A 16,173-nucleotide genomic window follows, 5' to 3' on the forward strand; every position below is an offset into this window, starting at 1 on the left:
TCGCGGCGAAGGTCGCCGCGTCCGCCGGGATCGAAGCGGGCGCCGACGCCGACCCGGTGGAATGGGCCGGTCGGCTTCTCGCCGAGGCCGCGGAGAACCGCGACGCCGCCGCCGCGGCGCTCGCGCGGGTCCGCACCGTCGACGAAGCCAATCGGCGCAGGCTCGACGAGGTCGTCGCTCTCGCCGACCGACTCCGCCGGCGCCGCGAGGCACTGAACGTCCTCGCCGAACTCGAGCAGACGCAGTCGCAGCGTGCCGCCATGGCGGCCGAACGCGACGCCGCGCATCGAGCGGTGGGTGTGACCGTCGTCGATCGGGAGGCCCACCGCCTCGCACGCGAGGCCGAGGCGGCTGCCGCCCGTGCCGAGGCCGCCGCGGTGCCGCTCGGGAACGACGACGAGGGTCGCGAACTGCTCGCCGCGATCGGGCCCACGCCGTCCGCCGCCGATCGCGACATCATCCGCCCACGCTGCGAGCAATGGTCCTCGGAGGCAGCGCGTCTCGATGTCCTCCTCGACCGCCGGCGCCGCCTCGCCGAGATCGAAGCCGAGCGCGAGAATCGCGCCGGGCGCCGGCGTGCCCTCACCGACGAGCGGCAGCAGGTGATCGACGAGCGTGTCGCGCTGCCCGAGCGGTCGGCCGCCGCCGCCGATGCGGTCGCCGAGGCCGAGCGGGCAGCGGCCATGCTCGCGGGTCTGTCGACCGCACGCGCCCACGCCGCCGACGCACTCGAGGCAGCCGTCGAACTCGCTTCGCGCCGAACCGAACTCGATCGCCTTGAAGGCCGGGTGCTGCAGCTGCACTCCGAATTCAACGAGGCGCGCGCTGCGCACCTCGACGTCCGGCAACGGCGGATCGACGGGATGGCCGCCGAACTCGCGGCACGTCTCACCGACGGAGAACCGTGTGTGGTCTGCGGTTCCACCGAACATCCCGCGCCTGCCCGCCCGGCGCCCGACACCGCGACGAAGGCCGACGAAGAAGGCGCCCACGCCGCCGAGCAGCGCGCCGCCACCGCGCTGGCCGAGGCGCGCGAGGCCGCCACCGACCTCGCCGGGATCGTCGCCGTTCTCCGGCAGCGTTGCGGCGACGTCGAACTCGCCGAGCTCACCGCCGCCCACGCCGAGGCGGTTCGCGCCCACGACGAGGCCGCCACCGTTGCGGGCCGGCTCGACCACCTGCGCGCGGTGGTCGAGGATCTGCGCAAGCGCGACACCGTCCTGGCCGAGCAGGAGAAGCGGCTCGACGCCGAACTGTCGGATCTCGCCCGCGAGGACGCAGTCCGCGCCGCCGAGATCACCGAGATCACCGAGCGCATCGTCGAGGCCGTCGGCGACCTCGATCTGCTCGCCCCCCGGCGCAGGGCGGTCGCCGCGTTGTCCGCCGCCGCGACCGCACTTCTCGATGCCCGCACCGCGGCCCTCCAGGCGCGGACGGCCGCCGACGAGCGTGCCGCCGACGCCCGCACCGCTGCCGTCGAGGCGGGTTTCGCTCACCTGGACAGTGCTCTCGCCGCGGTCCGGCGGCCCGAGCGACTCGTCGAGATCGACCGCGTCCTGCGTGCCGCCGACGACGAACGCGCCGTCGCCGGCTCCACGCTGAACGACCCCGCGATCGCCGCCCTCAGCGGGGACGAGGTCGCCGATGTGACAGCGGCCCGCACGGTGGTGGACGACGGTGCCGCCGCGGTGGAAGCCGCTCTGAGTGCGGCCACCGAGGCCGAGCGCCGGCACCTCGACATCGAGACCTACACCCGGCGGCTCGAGCGTGCCTGCGCCGAACTCGCTCCGTTGCTCGACGAGCACGCCGAACTGTCCGCGCTCGCCGACGTCGTGGCCGGGATGGGCTCGAACGCCAAGAAGATGTCGCTCCGCTCGTACGTGCTCGCGGCACGACTCGAGGAGGTCGCCGACGCGGCCTCCGAACGGCTCCGCAGGATGTCCGGTGGCCGTTACGAATTCGTGCATTCCGACGCGGTCGAGAGCCGTGGCCGTCGCGGCGGTCTCGGCCTCGACATCCACGACGAGTACACCGGCGCCGTGCGGTCGACGAAGACGTTGTCGGGAGGGGAGTCCTTCCAGGCGTCGCTCGCGCTCGCCCTCGGACTCGCCGACGTCGTCGCCGCCGAGGCCGGTGGGCTCGTGCTCGACACGATGTTCATCGACGAAGGGTTCGGCTCGCTCGACGCCGACTCCCTCGAGGCCGTCATGGGTGTGCTCGACGAACTACGCGCGGGAGGCCGCGTGGTGGGTGTGGTCAGTCACGTCGACGAGATGCGCCAGCGCATCCCGAGCAGGCTGCACGTGATCCGTGGCCGCTCGGGATCCACCGTCCGCGTGGCGAGCTGACCGTCCCTCACTCCTCGGAGGCGGCCGGCTCCGGAGGGGCAGGCTTGGCGTTCTTCGGATCGGGCACCGAGGTGTCGCCCGGAGCCGGCAGTGCCTTCGTCTCGTCCTCTCCTTCCCGGGCGCGTTCGTCGATCTGTTCGCCGATGTAGCGGATGACCACCGCGGTCACCGCCGCAACAGGCACGGCCAGGAACGCGCCGATGATGCCGAACAACGACGATCCCGCCGTCACCGCGAGCAGCACCACGGCCGCATGCAGATTCATCGACCGCGACTGCAGCACCGGCTGCAGCACGTTTCCCTCGATCTGCTGCACCGCGATGATGAGGACGAGCACGATGAGCGCCGTGGTGAAGCCGTTTGCGACGAGCGCCACCAACACGGCCAGCGCACCTGCGACGAACGCACCGACGATGGGTACGAACCCGCCGATGAACGTGAGGATCGCCAGCACCGGGGCGAGTGGCACTCCGAGGATCACCAGGCCGATACCGATGAACAGAGCGTCGATGAAGCTCACCAGGGCCTGCGTGCGGATGAACCCGCCGAGCGTGGTCCACATCCGCCTGAGGATCTCGTCGAAATGGCGTCCGGCGCGGCGGCCGCTCACCCTGCGCAGCCAGGGCAGGAACCGCGGGCCGTCCTTGATGAAGAAGAACGCCAGCACAAGGACGAGAGCGAGCGTGACGAGCAGCGAACCTGCCGTGCTCACGCCGGAGAACACACCCCCGGCGATCGTGGCGGCACTGCCCTGCACTCGCTCGACCACCGCGTGGACGGCATTGTCGAGCTGCTCGTCGCGCAGGTTGATCGGGGGTCCCTTCACCCACTCCTGCACGGTGTTGATGCCTTCGGTGGCCTTGTTGGCCAGGTCTGGCATCTGGGACACCACCGAAGGCACGATCCCGGCGATGATGCCGCCGACGACCGCGAAGAACATGACCAGGGTCAGGCCGGCCGCGCCGGCCGGCGGCACGCCACGTTTGGTCATGAAACGGGTGGGCGGCCACAGAATCGTGGAGACGACGATCGCGAGCGCGACCGGCAGCACGATCACCCACATCTTCTCGATGATCCAGCCGATCACCACGGCGGCAGCAGCGATGACGACGAGGCAGGCCGACCACTTGGCGAGCCAGATTCCGCCCGTGCCCAGCAGGCTTGCCCGGTCGGGTGTCACCGAAGGCTTATCACTGCTGTTGCCGCGGGGCGCGGTCTTCGATTCGGTCAACGACGGTCCTTCCGACATGTATCGAGCTCGATACCGATCGACAGTCGCCAATCTACGGTCACCGAGCGCCGCGCGTGATCCGGACGACACGACGGAAACGGCGATGAAGGGTCCCCGTCCGTGGCATTCTCGAAACGTGACGAACCGAACGAGCACGACCCGACGTCTGCGTGTGGCCGGTGCGACTGTGGCGATCGCCGCCGCCTTCGCGCTCACCGCGTGCAGCTCCGACGACACTCCCAGCGACGAGGACGTGCGCTCCTCGGCGGATGTCGCGGTCACGAGCGTTCAGGAGCAGGCAGAGGGCGCCATCTCGTCGGTGCAGAGCGTCGCGTCCAGCGCGGCCGAGCGGGCCGGCGACATCTTCGACAAGGCGAAGCTCGACGTCTTCGTCGCGGCCTTCCGCACCGGTTACCCGCAGCTGTCGGCCGACCGGGAGACGCAGGACATCGAGTCCATCGTCACCGAGACCTGCCCTCTCATCGACGAGGGTGCATCCGACCAGGAAGTGAACGCGAAGGTTCAGGAAGTCGCGGCCAACGGATCGACCGTGCCCGACGAAGATCAGGCTGCGCGCATCGCGCAGTTGGTACGCGTGGCGTGCGGGTGAAGTGAGCCGGGGATGGCCGCGTAGAATACCGATTCCGTGAGCCTTACCCTCGGAATCGTCGGTCTTCCCAACGTCGGCAAGTCGACGCTGTTCAATGCGCTGACCAAGAACGATGTGCTGGCCGCGAACTATCCGTTCGCCACCATCGAGCCCAATGTCGGCGTCGTCGAACTGCCCGATCCGCGGCTGAACCGGCTCGCCGAGATCTTCGGTTCCGAGCGCATCCTCCCGGCGACCGTCTCGTTCGTCGACATCGCCGGCATCGTGAAGGGCGCCTCCGCGGGTGAGGGCATGGGCAACAAGTTCCTCGCCAACATCCGCGAAGCCGACGCCATCTGCCAGGTCGTGCGTGTGTTCGACGATCCGGACGTGGTCCACGTCGACGGCAAGGTCGACCCGATGGCCGATATCGAGGTCATCGCGACCGAGCTGATCCTCGCCGACCTGGAGACGATCGAGCGGGCACTGCCGCGACTCGAGAAGGAATCCCGGAAGAACAAGGAACTCGTCGCCCAGCTGGAGGAGACGAAGAAGGCGCAGGCGATCCTCGAGGACGGCCGCACCATCTTCTCCGCCCAGGCCGAGGTGAAGAGCGAGCTGCTGCGCGAGCTGCACCTGCTCACCGCCAAGCCGTTCCTGTACGTCTTCAACGCCGACGAAGCCGTCCTCACCAACGAGGAGCGCAAGGAAGAGTTGCGTCAGGCCGTCGCCCCGGCCGACGCCGTCTTCCTCGACGCCAAGGTCGAGTCCGAACTCCTCGAACTCGACGAGGACGAAGCGATGGAACTGCTCGAATCCATCGGCCAGACCGAGGCGGGACTGAAGCAGCTCGCGCGCGCCGGATTCCACACCCTCGGTCTGCAGACCTACCTGACGGCCGGTCCGAAGGAATCGCGTGCCTGGACGATCCGCAAGGGCGACACCGCCCCCAAGGCGGCCGGCGTGATCCACACCGACTTCGAGCGCGGCTTCATCAAGGCCGAGATCGTCTCCTTCGCCGACCTCGACGCGGCCGGTTCGATGGCCGAGGCGAAGGCCAAGGGCAAGGTCCGCATGGAGGGCAAGGACTACGTCATGGCCGACGGCGACGTGGTGGAGTTCCGCTTCAACGTGTAGTGAGCTACGTTCCCTCAGCTCAGGTGCTCATCAGTGCGAAGTACCGTGCTGGTGAGCGCCCGTTTCTTGCGCACCTGCTCCGTACCCGTTGCCTACGGTTGATCAGTGGCCGATGGGACCGGATCGTGGACTATGCCCGGCCCCGTCGGTCCACTGGGAGCTCCCGGTAGCGTCTCCAGGCCTGAAGCAGATCGTCCCGGCTCCCCGTCGGGTTCGCCTCATGCCATGCGCGGGTGAATCGGTTGAACTCGAATTGTCCGTCGATGGACTTCGTGCCCTGATCGCGCGTGGCCAGATAGTGATCGAGAGCGTCCTGCATGGTCTGCGTGCCGTCGGTGTCCGCAAAGAAGGCGCGCATCTCCGCGTCGAAGCCGAAGGACGTTCCTACCTGCCCGATGAACCATGTACGCACGACTTGGCTGCACCTTTGGCCCTCGGGGATCACCGTCGCCGAAGTCAGCGGACCGGCCAGCTGTGCCCGGGACGCACGCTTGGCCGGCTGCGGCTCCGCGAATGGGATGCCGTCGAGTTTCGCTGCGATCCGTCGATTCAGGAGTTCCTTGCTGCCGGAGGCTCTGATGTCGAGCTGCCTGGCGAGGTCGGCCAATTCGTCCTTGCGCCAATACCAACGGAGCAGTTCGGCGCTGGTCAGGTCACCTGTCAAGGCGGGGCGGTTCTCGGCGGACACGGAGGTCCATGCTACCGGGGGGCAACGCGCCGAGAGCTCGACGCGTGGCTGCCGGCCGCAGAGAACGCGTGTATCCATGCTCCGGAGCACTACCCCTACGGCACAGTGACAGGTTGTCAGGTACCGGAATGCGGCGGAGTTCCGTTCGGATCGGCGCCTCTTCGCGCAGCCGCTCCGGGTCGTCTCCGTGCCGTGACCGGTCGTCCTCGGTACCCAGGGGTAGCGGTATCCCGTAACGGCTGCATGACGAAGCACGGACCGAGCCGAACGTGCTCAGTCTTCCGGCAGCGGTGCTTCGTCCAGGATGCGCCGAGTGACGAACCGGCGTTCGGCGCCCGACAGGGGGTCGACGAATTCCAGTTCCCGCGCGAGAAGTTGGAGCGGGAGCGAATGGTCGTCCGGTGTCTCGGGCAGCAGGACGGGATACCAGTGGTCGCCGAGGATTCCGATGCCGAGCGCCGCCAGGTGCACGCGCAGCTGGTGCATGCGGCCGGTGTGCGGGCGGAGAAGGGTGTGCAGAACGGTTCGTCCCGATCTGCTCACGCCCGACCCGAGCACCTCGAGCAGCGTCTCGGAGTTGGGTTCGCGGGTGTCGTCGACGACGACGCGCAGCTCGCCGCGGCGCGCCTCGATGTGATTGCGGTACAGCACGGGTACCGGACGTCCGGCGATCCGCGGCGCTGCCGGATCCCACTCCGCCGGAAGAGCCGATACCGCCTCGTACACCTTGGTGACCCGGCGCCTCTCGAACAGTGACTGGTAGGCGCCGCGGGTCGCGGGCCGGGCCGAGAACATCACCAGTCCGGCGGTCGCCCGGTCGAGGCGGTGGATCGGTGTCAGATCCGGGTTGTCGAGGCGCGTCCGTAGCCGGACGAGCGCCGACTCGCGCAGATAACGCCCGCCCGGAGTGGTCGGCAGGAAGTGCGGTTTGTCGACGACGACGAGGTCGTCGTCGATATGCAGGATCTCCTCGTGGAACGGTACCGGTTCCTCGACGGGCAGATCGCGGTAGTACCAGACGAATCGGTGCGCTCCGAGCTCGGTGCTCCGGCCGATCGGTTCTCCGTCGATCCCCACGATCTCGCCGGTGTCGAAGCGGCGGTAGAGATCGTCGGCGTCCAGGTGGTCGAATCGTGCGACGACGTACTCGGCGACCGTCGCCCACGGGCCGGAGGTGGGAACACGCAATCGCGTGGGCCCGACCCCGTTCCTGACGGGCAACGGCGAGGGCATCGGCACGTGCCCCATCCTCCCACCGAACCGGGAACGGGCTGCGCCTCGGGTGAGGGACGGTGATGCGGGGATGCGTCCGGGAAGCGGCGCAGCGTCTCGTGTACGCCTGCCGGGGACGGCCGACACCGTTCTGCCACCATGTCCGCATGACTGCACCGGCCCGGCTCGGCATCCCGACCGGCACGCTCGCGCTGCTGGCTGCCCTGTACTTCGCGCAGGGCCTGCCGTACGGGTTCTTCACCCAGGCGCTTCCGGTGGTACTCCGCGAGTCGGGTTTCTCGCTGATCGCGATCAGCGCGACCGGCGTGCTGTTCGCGCCGTGGGCGCTGAAGTTCCTGTGGGCGCCGTACGTCGATCATTACGGAACCCGGCGGCAGTGGCTGCTCTCGCTCCAGCTTGCGGCGTCGGCGGTGTCGTTGATCCTCGCGTGCCTCGATCTGTCGTCGACGCTGCGATGGCTGCTCGTCGGCATTGCGGTGGTCAACGCACTGTCGGCCACGCAGGACGTCGCGACCGACGGCCTGGCCGTGCACCTGCTCGGACCGAGACAACGCGGACTCGGCAACGGCATCCAGGTCGGCGCGTACCGCATCGGGATGATCGTCGGCGGGGGAGCGCTGCTGTGGGTGTTCTCCCTCGCGGGCTGGCGCAGCCTGTTCCTCGCGATGGCCTTCCTGCTGGTGCTGACGACCATCCCGGTCTGGCGACTGCCGCGCACGGAGAGACGGGACACGGCGGACCGGCCGCCGAGGAGTGCGACCCGCATGACCGTCGCGTGGTGGGCACGTCTGCGCCGCCCCGGGATGCTCGCATTCATCCTTCTCATCGGCGGTTTCAAGTTCGGCGATTCGATGGGATCGGCGATGGTGGGGCCGTTCATGTCCGACTCCGGCCTGACCCTCGGGCAGATCGCACTGGTCAAGGGCGTGTTGTCGTCGGCGGGCGCACTGGGCGGCGCCGCGCTCGGTGGATGGCTGTGCTTCCGGCGCGGCCGCCGCCAGGCCCTGCTGATCGGCGGCGTCACCCAGACCGCGAGTCTCGCGCTGTATGTGGTCGCGTCGCTCGGCTACGGCGGATTCGGGCTCATCGTCTCCGCGAGTCTCGCCGAACACATCCTCGGTGGTGCTGCGACAGTCGCGGTGTTCACGCTCATGATGGACGCCGCGGACCAGGAGCACGCCGGCAGCGACTACACCCTGCTCGCGTGCGCGATCGTCGTCGTGCAGGGCATCGCGGGATTCACCGCCGGTGTCGTCGGAGACGTGTTCGGTTATCCCGCGCTGTTCGGTACGAGCCTGGTGCTGTCGGGAATCGGATGTGCCGTCCTGCTGATCGCCCTCGATCGGGGCATCGGACCGAGCGGCGTACACAGTGTGTGGAGAAGTGGCGCGGGACGAGCGATCTCGCGTCCCCGGTGACCTCACCGCGACCAGTACTGCAGCATCGGTTCCTCGGCGAGCACCGTCGACCCTTCGGAGATGACGAGAGCGCTCGACGAGATCCGATACTGCACACCGGCGTTCGTTGCGGTGAAGCCGTCCCCCGAGGGCGCGGGATCGTCGATCTCGATCGCCGCGCCGTCGTTCGTGCGGACACCCTTGTAGTAGTACCGCCCGGCCCCGGTCTCACACACCACGACGAGCGACTCGGCCGTCTGCCCGATGGCGACGGCGGGATTCGTGTGGTTGCACCGTGCCTCGGGGATGCCGACGAAGCCCTGTGCGTCGGTGTCCTCGGAGGCCGACACGGGCGGTAGCGGCCGCGCAGGTCCCGTCGCGGGCGCGGGATTGCCGGTGGCCGAGAGCTCGAGATCCTCGATCCGCAGGGCCGCATCTCCTGGGAGCACGGTGACATAGCTGTTGCCCTGCACGATGCTGTTGGCCGTGATGCACTCGAAGTCGCCCGTGAGGCAGGACAGTCGCTCCCAGTAACCACCGAGCGAATCCGTCGGGCGTAGCGCGTATTCACCGGGGGTGATGTCGACTCCGACCTTCAAGGTGCCGTTGGTCGGGAAACCGCTCGGGGTGGCAGGCCGGCTCGTCTGCGCTTGCGGGGTGGGCTGATCCGCCTCGGTCTGCGGGGCTGCGGACGGCGGCACGGTGACCGTCACGGTCGACGGGGACGTGCGTGCAGCGGCGGTGCTCTCCGATTCCGGATCGGCTGAGCGGGTCAGGGTGACGACCAGGGCGGCGACTGCGGCGACGACGGCGACGAGCAGGGCACCGCCCACGAGCCACGGCCACTTCGGTCGTCGCGGCGGGGTCGGGGCGGGCCAGGGTGGCGGGGGAGCGCCGTAGCCGTAGCCGTATCCGTCCGGCGGAGGCTGCATCGACATTCGGGTCCCTTCGCTGTCGCGGTGTTACGCCTCCTGATATCGCTGCCGATGTCTGCTGCTGTTACGTCATGCGGGGTGGGATCACCCGGTTTGCTGCAGGTCGTCGCAGGGAAGGGCCAGTTCGGCGAGATCGTCGAGGGAGACGGGCAGCACCCGCGCGAGCGCGGCGATCGTCGCGAACGCAGGGGTGGCCAGTCGTCCGGTCTCGATCTTCCGGAGGGTTTCCGGTGAGATGTCGGCGGCGCGAGCCACCTCGGTGAGCGTCCTGCTGCCCCGGGCTTCGCGCAGCCGTCCGCCCAGACGCTTGCCGGCGGCGAGCTGTTCCGGGGTCAGGGGGAGTCGCACCATGCCCGCAGTCTAGCCGGTACCGGTATGAAAATAACGGCCATGGGTTAGAGTGGTATTTAAATACCGTCTTGTCATCCTGAGGAGTGCCCTGTGCTGGAATTGAAGACCCCCCGCGAGATCGCGGCCATGGATGTGACCGGCACGTTCATCGCCGAGTTGCTCGACGACCTCACCGGCCGCGCCCGGCCCGGTGTGAACCTGCTCGATCTCGAGCAGCGCGCGCGGGACATGATCGAGGAACGCGGCGCGGTCTCGTGCTACTGGGACTACGCGCCCTCGTTCGGGCGTGGACCGTTCCGCAACGCCATCTGCCTGTCCGTCAACGACGCAGTGCTCCACGGGCTCCCGCACGACTACGTGCTCCGGGACGGCGACCTGCTCAGCATGGACATCGCCGTCTCGATCGGCGGCTGGGTCGCCGATTCGGCGCGCAGCATCATCGTCGGCGCGGAGCGTCCCGAGGACCGGCATCTGGTCGAGGCGACCGAGATGGCACTGGCCGCGGGTATCGCCGCCGCGCTCCCCGGCAACCGCCTCGGTGACATCTCGGCGGCGATCGGCGCCGTCGCGGCCGACTACGGCTATCCCGTCAACACCGAGTTCGGTGGTCACGGGCTCGGTCGCACCATGCACGAGGATCCGCACGTGGCGAACGTCGGGCGTGCGGGTCGTGGGCTCGTGCTGCGTCCCGGTCTGACGCTCGCCCTCGAACCGTGGTTCGCGGCGGGGACGGATGGGATCGTCTACGACCCCGACGGCTGGACCATCCGTTCCGCCGACGGTTCGCGCACCGCGCACAGCGAACACACGATCGCGATCACCGAAGGTGAACCGCTGGTGCTGACGAAACGGGAGCGCGTCACCGAATAGATCCGGACGGCAGGAAGATTCGGAGTAGACACGCGGGTTTCCGCTCGGTCCGTTATGGTCGGTGCACCGACGCGCGAGAGGCGATGCAGATGCCGCTGTACGAGTTCCGATGTGCCGACTGCGGGCCCTTCGACGTCTCCGTTCCCATGAGTGAAGTCTCCGCATCGGCTCCGTGCCCGCGGTGCGAGCAACAGTCTCGTCGCTCTCTCACCCCACCGCGTCTCGGTCGGGGAGGTTCGGCAGCGATGCGCCTGCACGACGCGACGGCCCGTACCGCCTCCGAGCCCGACGTCGTCTCGGGTGCCCTCCCCGGCGTGTCGAGGCGTCCGTCGCGGCCGGTCACGACCGATCCCCGACACCGAACGTTGCCCCGCCCGTGATCCGACACCGCCCGTAATCCGACACCGCCCTCGATCCGCCACCGCTCCAGGAGGTCCCGTGCCCGACGTCGTGTTCCCGCTCGATTCGACCCGCCGGTTCACCGATCAGGACAAGATCGGCCACAACCGCTGGCACCCGGACATCCCGCCCGTCGCGACGCTGAAACCGGGCGATTCCTTCCGCGTGCACTGCCGCGAATGGTTCGACGGTGAGATCCACAACGACGATTCCGCCGACGACATCCGCAATGCCCCGCTGCACATCGTGCACGCGTTGTCGGGACCGTTCGCCGTGGAAGGTGCCAAGCCCGGCGACCTGCTGATCGTCGACATCCTCGACCTCGGCCCGATCCCGCAGGAGGACTCGGGTCCGCTCGCCGGACAGGGTTGGGGATACACGGGCATCTTCGCGAAGACGAACGGCGGGGGCTTCCTCACGGACCAGTTCCCCGACGCCTACAAGGCGGTCTGGGACTTCTCCGGTCAGAAGGCGACGAGCCGTCACGTGCCCCATGTGTCGTTCACCGGCATCGTGCATCCCGGTCTGATGGGGACGGCACCGTCGCACGAACTGCTGTCGACGTGGAACACCCGGGAAGCGGCGCTGATCGCGACGGATCCCGACCGTGAACCGGCGCTGGCGCTGCCGCCCGAGCCGAACGGCGCCATCCTCGGCAGCCTGTCGGGCGCCGACTTCGACCGGGTCGCGGCCGAAGCGGCGCGCACCGCTCCGCCCCGGGAGAACGGCGGCAACCAGGACATCAAGAACCTCACGAAGGGAAGCCGGATCTTCTATCCGGTCTTCGTCGACGGAGCGAATCTGTCGGTCGGCGACCTGCACTTCTCGCAGGGCGACGGCGAGATCACCTTCTGCGGTGCCATCGAGATGGGTGGCTTCATCGACCTGCGCGTCGACCTGATCCCCGGCGGCATGGAGACCTACGGGGTGAGCGAGAACGCCATCTTCATGCCCGGCAACACCGACCCGCAGTACTCCGAGTGGCTCGCGTTCTCCGGCACGTCCGTGACGCTCGACGGCGAACAGCGGTATCTGGATTCGCAATTGGCGTACCAGCGGGCCTGCCTGCACGCCATCGACTATCTGACGAAATTCGGCTACAGCCCCGAGCAGGCGTATCTCCTGCTCGGGGCTGCACCCATCGAGGGACGCTTGTCGGGTGTGGTGGACATCCCGAATTCGTGTGCCACGGTGTACCTTCCGACGGCGATCTTCGACTTCCCGGTCGCGCCCACCGCGTCCGGTCCGGTGACGATCGATCCGGGCATCGGAGCGCCGCGTTCGTCGGCGTGAGGGCCGCGAAAATCGTTTGTCGGGTAGGAGCGGGGCGCGTACCGTCCTCGGGTCGGTACATACGCGAACGAAAGGTGGTCCCGGCCATGGACCCGCTCACCGAACGGGACATTCGAACATCCTTCGTCAACTGCTCCAAGGGTGATGCGAAGCGGCTTCCGGTGCCGCGCGATCTCGACGACCGGCCGTGGGACGAACTCGACTTCCTCGGCTGGACCGATCCGTCGTTCCCCGGTCGCGGCTACATCGTCGTCCCGCGCGACGGCGAACTCGTCGGCGTCGCCATGCGGTTCGAACAGCAGGGTTCCGGCAAGACGCAGATGTGCACGATCTGCCTCACCACCCACACGCGGGGCGGCATCGCGCTGATGACGGCGAACAAGGTCGGAGATTCGGGACGAGCGGGCAACGCGGTCGGGACGTACATGTGCATCGACCTGCAGTGTTCGTTGTATGCGCGCGGCAGGAAGAAGCCCGCCCTGGGGAGCCGCTACCGCGAGGACCTCGAGCCGGAGGAGAAGGCCGAACGTGCCCGCGAGAATCTCCACGCGTTCGTCGACCGTCTGTACGGCTGAAGGGCTCGTCCGGCGTGCTCAGTGCGAGCCGGAGCTGCGCAGGTGGGCACGCTCGCCGTTGTGGTCGAGGATCGTGAGGATCTCCACCGGCCCGTCGTGTGCGCTGATCGCGTGCGGGGTCATCGTGGAGAACTCGGCGGCATTGCCCTCCTGGATGAGAATCGTCCGCTCGCCGAGCTGGAGCCGGGCCGTGCCGGACAGGACGGTGAACCATTCGTGCCCCGGGTGCACGGGGAGCGTGTCCGCCGGCCGCGGCTCCTGCAGCGTGATCCGCATCTTGGCGACGGTGACACCGCCCAGTGACCGTTCCCGCGACAACAGCCAGGTCGTGTACCCCGGCGTGTCGCACGGTTGGGGTCTGATCACCACGTCCTGGTCGTCGCCGGATTCGACGAGCTGGTCGATGGTGGTGTCGAGTGCCCGGGCGATCGGGACGAGCTGGTCGAGTGCGATTCTGCGGCGGCCCGTCTCGATGCGGCTCAGGTTCGACGGGCTGATGTGGCACCGGGCTGCGAGAGCGTCGAGTGTCCAGCCCTGCGCGAGTCGCAGGCTTCGGATGCGCTGACGGATGAGTCGGTCGAGATCGGACGATTCTTGCTCCATAGGCAAGAGTGTATGCGGAAAATGAATGATGCGTTCTAGCGTGGAGTCATGCACCACCACGCCCATGCCTCGCATCCACGACACGCACCGCACGACCCTGCCCACGACGAATCGATGGCAGAGGTGCTCGACCTCGACGCCGAGATGCATCGGCCCTACTTCGAATCGTTGCTCGACCGGGTCGCCGGACAGCTCGCGCGGGAACCACGCGTCATCGTCGACATCGGCGCGGGGACGGGCACGGGCACACTCGCCCTGGCCCGCCGGTTCCGCCACGCCCAGCTCGTGGCTCTCGACCGATCTGCCGGAATGCTCGGCCGGATCCGGAAGACCGCTGAGCACAACGGGTTCGATGATCGGATCCGAACCGTCGAGGTGGACCTCGACGCAGGGCTGCCGGCCGTGGGTGCGATCGATCTGGGCTGGGCGGCGCTGTCCCTGCATCACATCGAGGATCCCGACGCGATACTCCGGCAACTGTTCGACTCGATGGAATCGGCCGGAGTGGTGGTGATCACCGAGATGGAATCGCAACCACGCTTCCTGCCCGACGACATCGGTATCAGTGCACCGGGACTCGAAGCGAGATGCCACGAGGCCGTGGCGTCCCGAGGGTGGAACAGGTGGCCCGACTGGAGCGAGAATCTGCGTCGCGCCGGTTTCGAGATGATCGAGATGCGCCGCGACGAACTCGATGTCGACGTCGATGCCACCGTGCGTCGATACGCTCACGCGGTACTGAGCCGGATGCGCACCGCACTCGAACATGTCCTGTCCCCCGATGATCTCGACACGCTCGACCAGCTCACCGGCCACGGTCCCGACTCGGTACTGCACCGAACGGATCTGGTGGTCCGTACATCCCGAACCGTGTGGATCGCACGGGCAACGAAGGAGAAGAACCGATGAACACCCAGGAGAATCCCGCGAAAGAGGACTACGACGTCGTCGTGATCGGCGGTGGCTCGGCCGGACTGAGCGCTGCCACCGCGCTGGCACGCTCGCGCCGCTCGGTGCTCGTCGTCGACGCCGGCGAACCACGCAACGCCCCCGCCGCGGCCGCACACAACGTGCTCGGGCACGAAGGCATCGCGCCGACCGAGCTCTTGGCGCTCGGACGGAAGGAAGCCGCCGGATACGGCGCCGAGATCCTGTCCGGGCGTGCCGAATCCGCTCGCCGTACCGAAACAGGATTCGAGATCGGTCTCGCCGGAGGCAAAGCCGTGCACGCACGCCGACTGATCCTTGCGACGGGACTGGCCGACGAGCTGCCCGACCTCCCCGGAGTGCGCGAACTGTGGGGCACGTCCGTCCTGCACTGCCCCTACTGCCACGGCTGGGAAGTCCGGGACCGGCGCATCGGCGTGATCGCGTCGGGTCCGATGAGCGTGCACCAGACCCTGTTGTTCCGTCAGCTCAGCGACGACGTCACGTTCTTCACCCACTCGGCACCTCCCTTGGAGGCCGAGGCCCGCGAACAACTCGAGGCGCGCGACGTCCGGATCGTCGACGGGGCGGTCGCGGAACTCCGCGCCGAGGGCGACGCGGTCCGTGCCGTGGTTCTCGAGGACGGCACCGAGTTCGACGTCGACGCCGTGGTGGTCGCACCGCGTTTCGTGGCTCGCGCCGAACTGTACGAGCAGCTCGGCGGGGCGGTCACCGATCATCCTGTGGGCACCTTCATCGAGACGGACCCGACGGGGAAGACCGCTCTGCCCGGCGTGTGGGCGGCAGGCAACTCGGCCGACCTCTCGGCGGTGGTCGTGGTCGCGGCAGGCACCGGCGTGATGACAGGGGCCGCCGTGAACGCCGATCTGATCGCGGAAGAAACTGCTGCGGCGGTGGAGAAACGAGCCGCCCGTCAGGATGTGCGGCTCTAACATCGATGCATGACGTCGACGCCCCCCACCCCGGGTGATCTCCCCGCGATCGGAAAGCCTGCGACTCGAGCTCTGCTCGCCGAAGGAATCGGCACACTCGACGATGTCGCACGGCATTCGCGACGGGAACTGGCGGCGTTGCACGGGGTGGGGCCGAAGGCGCTCCGTATCCTCGCGGAAGCACTCGCCGAACGGGGACTCATCTTTGCCGAACAGCCCTGCCCGGCATACGAGACGGCCGGGTGAGCACAGGCTCACCCGGCCGATGCGTGATCTGCGTCGGCACGGGTCGCACGCGAGGCCTCCCGCTGCGCTGTTCGACATGATCGTGCGGTCCGGATCCACCGTGGTGCGTCGTGATCAGGCGGGAGGGACAGGTGTCGGAAGGTGGTACGGACAGGACGCCGCGTCGGCGCGCGGGTAGGTGGATCCTGATGGTTCTCGTCGTGGTGATCGTCGTCGGGGCGGCGGCGTTCGTCCTGACCCCCGTGCCGGGAGCGCTGGTGGTGCGGAAGGTGTTCGAACGCGACGCACGAGAGCTGACGGCGAAGCTCGCGGTGGAGGCGCCGGAGACGGACCTCGTGGCAGATCTCCGGTATCGGGGGGACGACCCCGACGCCTTCCTCGACGTGTACACGCCGCCG

The 16,173-nt window shown here is 68.4% G+C and carries 17 protein-coding genes and 1 pseudogene; 12 read left to right on the forward strand and 6 right to left on the reverse strand.

Annotated features, from left to right (window positions below; all coding sequences use genetic code 11):
* The first annotated feature begins 260 nt into the window (after window positions 1-260).
* Window positions 261-2,348: an SbcC/MukB-like Walker B domain-containing protein gene (locus A8G18_RS16640; protein ID WP_425337706.1), complete on the forward strand. Its 2,088-nt coding sequence runs from the start codon at window positions 261-263 to the stop codon at window positions 2,346-2,348.
* Window positions 2,349-2,355: 7 nt separating this feature from the next.
* Here the strand turns inward: A8G18_RS16640 and A8G18_RS16645 are convergent, their stop codons facing one another.
* A complete protein-coding gene (locus tag A8G18_RS16645; protein ID WP_064064744.1) occupies window positions 2,356-3,597 on the reverse strand; it encodes an AI-2E family transporter in 1,242 nt (413 codons plus the stop codon).
* A gap of 154 nt (window positions 3,598-3,751) precedes the next feature.
* On the opposite strand from A8G18_RS16645, the gene A8G18_RS16650 reads away from it, so the two are divergent.
* The gene (locus A8G18_RS16650) at window positions 3,752-4,189 is read left to right on the forward strand and encodes a hypothetical protein (protein WP_016933948.1); all 438 of its coding nucleotides are present in this window, start codon (window positions 3,752-3,754) and stop codon (window positions 4,187-4,189) included.
* 36 nt (window positions 4,190-4,225) lie between these two features.
* A complete protein-coding gene (gene ychF, locus A8G18_RS16655) occupies window positions 4,226-5,305 on the forward strand; it encodes a redox-regulated ATPase YchF (protein ID WP_016933949.1) in 1,080 nt (359 codons plus the stop codon).
* Window positions 5,306-5,435: 130 nt separating this feature from the next.
* On the opposite strand, the gene A8G18_RS16660 is transcribed toward ychF, so the two are convergent.
* Both A8G18_RS16660 and A8G18_RS16665 read right to left on the reverse strand, forming a co-directional pair.
* Complete coding sequence (locus A8G18_RS16660) at window positions 5,436-5,993, reverse strand: DUF6434 domain-containing protein (RefSeq protein WP_064064745.1); 558 nt, start codon at window positions 5,991-5,993, stop codon at window positions 5,436-5,438.
* 273 nt (window positions 5,994-6,266) lie between these two features.
* The gene (locus A8G18_RS16665; RefSeq protein WP_064064746.1) at window positions 6,267-7,241 is read right to left on the reverse strand and encodes a pseudouridine synthase; all 975 of its coding nucleotides are present in this window, start codon (window positions 7,239-7,241) and stop codon (window positions 6,267-6,269) included.
* Between the two features lie 131 nt (window positions 7,242-7,372).
* Between A8G18_RS16665 and A8G18_RS16670 the strand changes: the two genes are divergently transcribed.
* On the forward strand, window positions 7,373-8,644 hold the full coding sequence (locus A8G18_RS16670) for an MFS transporter (RefSeq protein WP_064064747.1): 1,272 nt from the start codon (window positions 7,373-7,375) through the stop codon (window positions 8,642-8,644).
* A gap of 2 nt (window positions 8,645-8,646) precedes the next feature.
* On the opposite strand, the gene A8G18_RS16675 is transcribed toward A8G18_RS16670, so the two are convergent.
* Both A8G18_RS16675 and A8G18_RS16680 read right to left on the reverse strand, forming a co-directional pair.
* Complete coding sequence (locus A8G18_RS16675) at window positions 8,647-9,561, reverse strand: Rv1352/Rv1906c domain-containing protein (RefSeq protein ID WP_147290709.1); 915 nt, start codon at window positions 9,559-9,561, stop codon at window positions 8,647-8,649.
* Window positions 9,562-9,642: 81 nt separating this feature from the next.
* Window positions 9,643-9,909, reverse strand: coding sequence for a helix-turn-helix domain-containing protein (locus tag A8G18_RS16680; RefSeq protein WP_064064749.1), 267 nt, complete (start codon window positions 9,907-9,909; stop codon window positions 9,643-9,645).
* A gap of 90 nt (window positions 9,910-9,999) precedes the next feature.
* Between A8G18_RS16680 and map the strand changes: the two genes are divergently transcribed.
* From map to A8G18_RS16700, 4 genes are all read left to right on the forward strand, one after another.
* Window positions 10,000-10,779 carry a type I methionyl aminopeptidase gene (map, locus tag A8G18_RS16685; protein ID WP_064064750.1) on the forward strand — a complete coding sequence of 260 codons (780 nt, stop codon included), beginning with the start codon at window positions 10,000-10,002 and terminating at the stop codon, window positions 10,777-10,779.
* A gap of 89 nt (window positions 10,780-10,868) precedes the next feature.
* Window positions 10,869-11,159 (forward strand): FmdB family zinc ribbon protein, encoded by a 291-nt coding sequence (locus A8G18_RS16690; protein ID WP_064064755.1) that lies wholly within the window; start codon window positions 10,869-10,871, stop codon window positions 11,157-11,159.
* 58 nt (window positions 11,160-11,217) lie between these two features.
* Window positions 11,218-12,471 carry a formamidase gene (gene fmdA, locus A8G18_RS16695; RefSeq protein WP_064064751.1) on the forward strand — a complete coding sequence of 418 codons (1,254 nt, stop codon included), beginning with the start codon at window positions 11,218-11,220 and terminating at the stop codon, window positions 12,469-12,471.
* Window positions 12,472-12,557: 86 nt separating this feature from the next.
* Entirely contained in the window at window positions 12,558-13,046 is a 489-nt protein-coding gene (locus A8G18_RS16700; RefSeq protein WP_064064752.1) for an FBP domain-containing protein, read from the forward strand.
* A gap of 18 nt (window positions 13,047-13,064) precedes the next feature.
* Here A8G18_RS16700 and A8G18_RS16705 read toward each other — a convergent pair whose 3' ends face one another.
* A complete protein-coding gene (locus A8G18_RS16705) occupies window positions 13,065-13,649 on the reverse strand; it encodes a helix-turn-helix domain-containing protein (protein WP_016932374.1) in 585 nt (194 codons plus the stop codon).
* Between the two features lie 48 nt (window positions 13,650-13,697).
* On the opposite strand from A8G18_RS16705, the gene A8G18_RS16710 reads away from it, so the two are divergent.
* From A8G18_RS16710 to A8G18_RS16725, 4 genes and pseudogenes are all read left to right on the forward strand, one after another.
* Window positions 13,698-14,558: a class I SAM-dependent methyltransferase gene (locus A8G18_RS16710; protein ID WP_064064753.1), complete on the forward strand. Its 861-nt coding sequence runs from the start codon at window positions 13,698-13,700 to the stop codon at window positions 14,556-14,558.
* Window positions 14,555-15,529, forward strand: coding sequence for an NAD(P)/FAD-dependent oxidoreductase (locus A8G18_RS16715; protein ID WP_064064756.1), 975 nt, complete (start codon window positions 14,555-14,557; stop codon window positions 15,527-15,529). Before A8G18_RS16710 ends, A8G18_RS16715 begins: the two co-directional genes overlap by 4 nt.
* Window positions 15,530-15,538: 9 nt before the next feature.
* Window positions 15,539-15,775 (forward strand): helix-hairpin-helix domain-containing protein, encoded by a 237-nt coding sequence (locus A8G18_RS16720; RefSeq protein ID WP_064064754.1) that lies wholly within the window; start codon window positions 15,539-15,541, stop codon window positions 15,773-15,775.
* Window positions 15,776-15,963: 188 nt separating this feature from the next.
* Window positions 15,964-16,173 (forward strand): annotated as a pseudogene (locus tag A8G18_RS16725) (alpha/beta hydrolase); the annotation flags it as partial.

The sequence above is a fragment of the Rhodococcus gordoniae genome (assembly GCF_001646655.1).
Classification (GTDB): domain Bacteria; phylum Actinomycetota; class Actinomycetes; order Mycobacteriales; family Mycobacteriaceae; genus Rhodococcus; species Rhodococcus gordoniae.

Coding starts and splice junctions, on each gene's coding strand:
- A8G18_RS16680 (WP_064064749.1), bottom strand. CDS start 9,909: ATGGTGCGACTCCCCCTGACCCCGGAACAGCTCGCCGCCGGCAAGCGT.
- A8G18_RS16710 (WP_064064753.1), top strand. CDS start 13,698: ATGCACCACCACGCCCATGCCTCGCATCCACGACACGCACCGCACGAC.
- A8G18_RS16670 (WP_064064747.1), top strand. CDS start 7,373: ATGACTGCACCGGCCCGGCTCGGCATCCCGACCGGCACGCTCGCGCTG.
- A8G18_RS16690 (WP_064064755.1), top strand. CDS start 10,869: ATGCCGCTGTACGAGTTCCGATGTGCCGACTGCGGGCCCTTCGACGTC.
- A8G18_RS16675 (WP_147290709.1), bottom strand. CDS start 9,561: ATGTCGATGCAGCCTCCGCCGGACGGATACGGCTACGGCTACGGCGCT.
- A8G18_RS16640 (WP_425337706.1), top strand. CDS start 261: ATGGCGGCCGAACGCGACGCCGCGCATCGAGCGGTGGGTGTGACCGTC.
- A8G18_RS16715 (WP_064064756.1), top strand. CDS start 14,555: ATGAACACCCAGGAGAATCCCGCGAAAGAGGACTACGACGTCGTCGTG.
- A8G18_RS16665 (WP_064064746.1), bottom strand. CDS start 7,241: ATGGGGCACGTGCCGATGCCCTCGCCGTTGCCCGTCAGGAACGGGGTC.
- A8G18_RS16720 (WP_064064754.1), top strand. CDS start 15,539: ATGACGTCGACGCCCCCCACCCCGGGTGATCTCCCCGCGATCGGAAAG.
- A8G18_RS16645 (WP_064064744.1), bottom strand. CDS start 3,597: ATGTCGGAAGGACCGTCGTTGACCGAATCGAAGACCGCGCCCCGCGGC.
- A8G18_RS16705 (WP_016932374.1), bottom strand. CDS start 13,649: ATGGAGCAAGAATCGTCCGATCTCGACCGACTCATCCGTCAGCGCATC.
- A8G18_RS16700 (WP_064064752.1), top strand. CDS start 12,558: ATGGACCCGCTCACCGAACGGGACATTCGAACATCCTTCGTCAACTGC.